Annotated in this window: 7 protein-coding genes; 6 read left to right on the forward strand and 1 reads right to left on the reverse strand. The window is 57.6% G+C overall.

Annotated features, from left to right (window positions below; genetic code table 11):
• On the forward strand, window positions 1-1,645 hold a 1,645-nt coding region (locus JWQ61_RS19715), incomplete at its 5' end, for a sensor histidine kinase (protein ID WP_304362000.1).
• A 22-nt stretch (window positions 1,646-1,667) separates the two neighbouring features.
• Here JWQ61_RS19715 and JWQ61_RS19720 read toward each other — a convergent pair.
• On the reverse strand, window positions 1,668-2,300 hold the full coding sequence (locus JWQ61_RS19720; protein WP_304362001.1) for a response regulator transcription factor: 633 nt from the start codon (window positions 2,298-2,300) through the stop codon (window positions 1,668-1,670).
• A 406-nt stretch (window positions 2,301-2,706) separates the two neighbouring features.
• Here JWQ61_RS19720 and JWQ61_RS19725 point away from each other — a divergent pair, with 406 nt between their 5' ends.
• The 5 genes from JWQ61_RS19725 to JWQ61_RS19745 all read left to right on the forward strand — a co-directional run bounded on the left by JWQ61_RS19725 (window position 2,707) and on the right by JWQ61_RS19745 (window position 5,922).
• Window positions 2,707-3,129 carry a type IV pilin protein gene (locus tag JWQ61_RS19725; protein WP_304362002.1) on the forward strand — a complete coding sequence of 141 codons (423 nt, stop codon included), beginning with the start codon at window positions 2,707-2,709 and terminating at the stop codon, window positions 3,127-3,129.
• Entirely contained in the window at window positions 3,126-3,677 is a 552-nt protein-coding gene (locus JWQ61_RS19730; RefSeq protein ID WP_304362003.1) for a GspH/FimT family pseudopilin, read from the forward strand. The genes JWQ61_RS19725 and JWQ61_RS19730 overlap by 4 nt, the downstream gene beginning before the upstream one ends.
• Window positions 3,678-4,109, forward strand: a complete 432-nt coding sequence (locus JWQ61_RS19735; protein WP_304362004.1) for a fimbrial assembly protein — start codon at window positions 3,678-3,680, stop codon at window positions 4,107-4,109.
• On the forward strand, window positions 4,106-5,281 hold the full coding sequence (locus tag JWQ61_RS19740; RefSeq protein ID WP_304362005.1) for a PilW family protein: 1,176 nt from the start codon (window positions 4,106-4,108) through the stop codon (window positions 5,279-5,281). Before JWQ61_RS19735 ends, JWQ61_RS19740 begins: the two co-directional genes overlap by 4 nt.
• Window positions 5,282-5,361: 80 nt before the next feature.
• The gene (locus tag JWQ61_RS19745) at window positions 5,362-5,922 is read left to right on the forward strand and encodes a hypothetical protein (protein ID WP_304362006.1); all 561 of its coding nucleotides are present in this window, start codon (window positions 5,362-5,364) and stop codon (window positions 5,920-5,922) included.
• Window positions 5,923-5,930: the final 8 nt, after the last annotated feature.

The raw sequence follows: 5,930 nt of genomic DNA on the forward strand, positions 1-5,930 counted from the left end.
CAGCATCAGGCAGCCGCAATCCAATCCGGTGCCGGTAAAAGTCACGGAGTTTCCTTCGATTGAAGATATCAATGCATACCAGGGCTGCCAGGGCCGGAGCGGAGTGCTGTGGTTTGTCACCGATAAGGGACTGCTGCGTTTTGATGGCGTGCATTGGCGCAAACCAAGAACCAGGCCGGCAGCGCAGGTTTTCCAGCCTAGCGCTATCGCTTGCACCCGTGACGAAACATTGTGGCTGGGCGGCGAAGCAGGGAATGTCTGGCGTGGCGTCGAACGGGACGAGGCGGTGGAGATCAGCGACGTTACGCCGCCGCTGCTGCAGGATCATCCGGTGACGGCGTTGTTTGAAGACAGCCGTGGCTGGCTGTGGCTTTCCACTGATACCGGAATCGGCGTGTGGAATCACAAACAATGGCGGTTTTTCAACCAGGATAGCGGGCTGGTGTGGAATGACACGGACTTGAACACCTTTTACGAAGACGGCGACGGATCGATGTGGGTGGCGACCAGCGGCGGCGCCTCCCATATCTTGCGGCCGGAAGCGCTGTTCGCGCCATTGCAGCTGGATGTGCTGGTGGAAAGCATCGCGCGCGACGGCGCAACCCTTGCTCGCGGCCAGCCTGTGCGCCTGCCGTGGAGCTCCGGCCCGCTCAATTTCAAGCTGGCTGCATTGTCTTACCAGAACCGCGAGACCCTGAACTTTCGTTACCGCATGCAAGGGCTGGAGCCCGACTGGTCGAAGACCAGCGTCCCCGAAGTGCGCTACGCGGCTTTGCCTCCTGGCCATTATCGTTTCCAGGTGGCGGCTGACAATCCGCCCATGCAGGCTTATTCGCCGACGGCGGAAGTCGAGATCGTGATCCTGCCGCCGTGGTGGTCTACCTGGACGTTCTACGCCATCTGCGGTGTGCTGTCGCTGCTGCTGCTGTACCTGATACATCGCTACCGCGTGCACCGGCTGGTGACCCGTCAACGGCTCAAGGAGCAGCAGGCGCAAGAGCGCGCCTATGAACTGGAAGCGTCGCGCGAAGAAGAGCGCAAGCACTTGACGCGTGAAATCCACGATGAGCTGGGACAGCACCTGTCGGCGCTGCGTATGGGAGTGTCGGTGGTGGGCTTGGAGTTCGGAGGAAGAAATCCATCGCTGCAAGGGAAAATAGAACGCATGGTGACGCTGGTCGACGCCACCATCAAGGTTGTGCGCAATGTGGTCTCGTCGTTGCGGCCATCGGCGCTGGACATGGGGATAGTGTCGGCGCTGGAGTGGCTGGCCCAGGAATTTACGGGCAATACCGGCATTCCGTGCAGCCTGGATGTCTGCGAAGAAAACATTATCCTGGATGATAAGCGGGCGACGACCATTTTCCGTATCGCGCAGGAATCGTTGACCAATATCAGCCGCCATGCGCAGGCGAGCCGGGTGGGAATCAGCCTGGAGAGAAAGGAAAAACATTACTTGCTGGTGGTGCGCGATAACGGCAAGGGCTTTGATACTGCCGTACAAAAAAAGAAATCATTCGGCCTGGTCGGCATCCGCGAGCGAACGCTCATGCTTGGCGGCGAAGTAGAGATTTCCAGCGGGCCCGGTGTCGGCACGACGATCAGGGTGTCGATTCCCATTGCCGATGTGGCATTGAATCAATGAGGGCAGGGGCCCGATATTGCTATTACTCGATCAGATTGTAGGTAATCGCGTAGCGCACCAGCTCGGCATTATTCTGGAAGTTCATTTTTTGCATCAGCCGTGCCTTGTGGGTGCTGACAGTCTTGTTGCTGATAGATAGTTCTTCGGCCACCTGGTTGACGCTTTTGCCGCGCACCAGCAGCCGCAGGATGTGGAACTCCCGATCCGACAAGAGTTCATGGGGCGGGCGCTGATCGGAGCTGCTCGATTCGAACACCATCTGCTCTGCCAGTTCAGGATCGATGAAACGTCCTCCCGCAAATACTTTGCGGATGGCGTTCATCAGTGTTTCCGGTTTGTTGTCCTTGGTCAGGTAGCCGGAGGCGCCGGCCGCCAGGGCCCGGCGTGCTATGGGCAGCTCATTGTGCATGCTCAGAACCAGGATCGGCGGATTGGATTCATGGGCGCGGATGCGCTGGATAAGGTTGACGCCGCTGACGCCCGGCATGGTCATGTCCAGCAATACCAGGTCGACGCCGCCTGCCTGCAAGGCATCGAGCACTTGTCCGCCGTTGACGGCTTCCTCGACTACCTCCACCTCTTTGCCAAGCGCAAACAATTGTTTCAGTCCTTCACGCATTATCGCGTGATCGTCGGCAATCAGTACTCGTATCATGAATCCCTCAATTCATCATGGGTGGAAATACCAGCTGCGCTTTTTGCGTCTTGAGCTGGCATCCGCGGAACCGCCGATTTTTTCCCGCCATTATCGCGTACCTCCCGGCAAGCAATGCTTTTCTTTTCCTCGTGCCATTCGTGCAACAGATTTTACTTCTGCCGCTGTCCTGGATTTTACTTGATACAGCGGCAAGGTCCAGTCTATGGAGGGCAGGGAAATCCTTACATAAAGTTCAGGATATGACGATATTTCCTCTATGAAAGAATTGTTATTCTCGCGTCTGTCCGGCATTGCGGTGTGGTTACGCCATCAAGTTCCTTATTTGTGATGCAAAAAAACGTTATGTCAGCTGGCATTCGATATCGTTTGTTGGAAAAAGTTTCCATTTGAAAAGAAGGGTAGCATGGCTATGGCAAGCAAAGGTTTTACCTTGATCGAATTGATGGTCACGATCGCCATCATTGCGATCCTGTCGGCGATTGCCTACCCAAACTATGCCGATTATGTAACGCGAGGCTATCTGGTGGATGCCACCAACGGCATGTCTTCCTTGCAAGCGCAGCTGGAGCAGTTTTACCAGGATAACCGGAAATATACCGGTTATTCTTGCGGCGGCAACACGAAGAATTTCACGTTTACCTGCACCCTGACAGATCAGGAATATCTCATCAAGGCCGCGGGAGCAGGACCGGTAAGCGCTTTTACTTACACCTACACTTACACGGTTGCGAAGGGCCTGATCAAGGCCACCCCGAACCTGAAAAATGGCTGGGGCAGTGCATGCGACAGCGCCTGGATCGTTAAAAAAGGGCAGCCATGCACGTGACGCTGTCTCCATCCGGTGGCCGCGGTTTCAGCCTGATCGAATTGATGGTCACTATTGCCGTGATGGCGATCCTGATGACGGTGGCTTTGCCGTCATTCACCACGTGGATCCAGAATACCAAGGTCAGGTCCACCGCCGAAGCGCTGCAAAACGGTATACGGCTGGCAAAAACCGAAGCTGTGCGGCGCAGCCGGCTGGTTGATTTCCGGCTCACGGCGGTTACGCCGGCCAAGGATGCTGCAACCTCGAAGACAGGCAGCAACTGGTACGTGCAGCAAACCGGCTCGTTGCTGGCGGCCGACTCCGATTTCTACGTGCAAGGCTCTTCACTGGGCGGTGCAAATGCCAATGTCATTGTCACTGGCGACGTCGATACCTTGACTTTCACCAGCCTCGGGCGACTCAACAACGCCGGTGCGGCGTCCTATAAATTTGAAATCAAAAATTCTGGCGACCGTCCGTTGCGGGTTGTCGTTACACAAAGCGGGCAGATACGCATGTGCGACCCGAACCTCACCTTGTCCACCACTACGCCGACGGGATGCTAAATGACGAAACACTCCCTGAAACGACAAGGCGGCTTCATGCTGATTGAGGTGCTGGCGGCGATCCTGATCTTTTCGTTCGGCATCCTGGGGTTGGTCGGGTTGCAGGCGGCAACCATCAATAATTCCATCAGCGCCGAAGATCGCAGCCAGGCTGCGCTGCTCGCCGATAACCTGGTCGCCACCTTGTGGAGCAAGAGCAAGCTGGCCAGCGGCAGCTGCGATCTGCTGTGCGTAGCCGATGGCGGCAACGCCAAGGACTACACCAACTGGCAGGCCAAGGTGAAGGCTGCGTTCCATGGCGGCAGCGGCGTCGCCAAACTCGATGCCAGCAATGCCAGCCTGGTGCTGATCACCATCAGCTGGACCGCGGCTACGAAGAGCAATACGGCGGCGATCAGCCATACTTATACTACCGAGGTAGTGGTGCAATGAAGACGCAATCAGAAAGCATGGCGCCGCAGATGCGTCCGCTCTTCCAGCGCGGCCTGAGCCTGATCGAACTGATGGTGGCGATGGCTATCGGCCTGGTGGTCTCGCTGGCGATTTTCAGCGTGATTTCGGTCAGCGAGGCGCGTAAAAGGAACACCACCGGCGCCAACGACATGAACCAGAACGGCGCTTTTGCGCTGTACCAGCTGGACCAGGCCATCAGGAGCGCTGGCACCGGGTTTTCCCAGCAATACACCTTGACCTTCGGCTGCGCGATCAATGCCATGCGCAACGGCAAGGCGGTGATCCCGCCAGCCGCTTTGCCGAGCCCGTTTGATGGACTGGCCGCGGGTATCGGCGGCAATTTCCGCATGGCGCCTGTGATTATCTGGAAAGATCCAAAAGGCGTGTTGTCCGATACCCTGGTCGTGATGGCAGGTTCCGCCGGCTACGGCGAAATGCCGATCGAATCGACCAGCGTCCCCACTGCCAGCCCGAGCGCTCAGCTGCACCTGCTGAATACGCTGTCGTTCTCCGCCGGCCAGCAATTGCTGGTGGCCGAGCGCCCCGGCCTTGCTTCACTGTTTCCCTGCCTGATTGAAACCGTGGATGCTTCCTACGCCGGCCCGGCCAGCACCGGATTGCTGCCGTTAGGCGGGGTCTTTTACACTGCGGGCACTGACAAAGCCCTGAGCAGCTACTCTTCCGATTCCGTTGCGCTCAATCTGGGCAGCTCGCCCTCGTTCAAACTGTTTGGCGTCGGCGCTAACAACACCCTGGTCGGTTTTGATCTGTTGAACGGAACCGCCACGAGTACTGACCAGATCGCCGACGGTGTGGTCGAAATGCAGGCGCTGTATGGCGTCGATACAGCGAACAACGGCAATATCACCTGGACCGCGCCTGCCGGCAGCTACGCCGCCGACGCGCTGCTGAACGGTAGCGTGAACGCCGGCAAGCTGATTGCCTCGATCAAGGCAATCCGCATCGGCTTGATCATCCGTTCCGCGGTTGAGGACAAGAACGCGGTTTTGCCGAAAGCGACCTTGCCGGCCATGTTCGGGGACACGACATTTTCGTACGCCAAGACCTTGACGGAGGCAGAACAAAAATTCCGGTATCGGGTACTGGACGCCGTCATTCCGTTGCGCAATGCGCTTGTGCTGAGCGACTGATAGGGCATGCCGTGAACATACTTCGATACTCTCAACCGCGCACCGGCGGCTTGCCACCGGTGCGTCAATCAGGGTTGCCATTGAAACAAACCACAAGGCAGCGCGGATCGGTCCTGATCATGGCCCTGATTTCCCTGCTGATACTGATGCTGGCCAGCGTGGCGCTGATCAGTTCGACCGACACCTCCTTGCTGACGGCAGGCAATCTGGCCTTCAAGCGCGACCTGGTGAACCAGTCTGAACGCGCCGTGGCGCAGGTAAGGACCCAGTTCGTCAGCGGCGTGCTGGTGTCGGAAACCGTGCTGTACAGCGACCAGGCGGCACAGAACTATTGGGCGCATGTCTTGCCGTCGACAAAATTGCCGGGCATTCCGGATGTATTGATCGCCTCAGCGAAAAAAGACGACATCACAGACGCCGCCACAGGTATCCGGCTGCGTTACGTGATTGACCGGATGTGCATATCAGGCACGGTTCCGGATAAATCGACCTGCACCATGGGCTCGTTCGTCGACGACAAGAAAGGTACGGGTAACACGACCAAGGTGAGTGCCGGCCTGGGGCCGGTCTACCGGCTCACGATCATGGCGCTCGGGCCGCGCAATACCCAGACCTTTACCCAGATTACGTTCACTCACTAAGCGCAGAT

Source organism: Collimonas fungivorans, from assembly GCF_028292705.1.
Taxonomy (GTDB): domain Bacteria; phylum Pseudomonadota; class Gammaproteobacteria; order Burkholderiales; family Burkholderiaceae_D; genus Collimonas; species Collimonas fungivorans_B.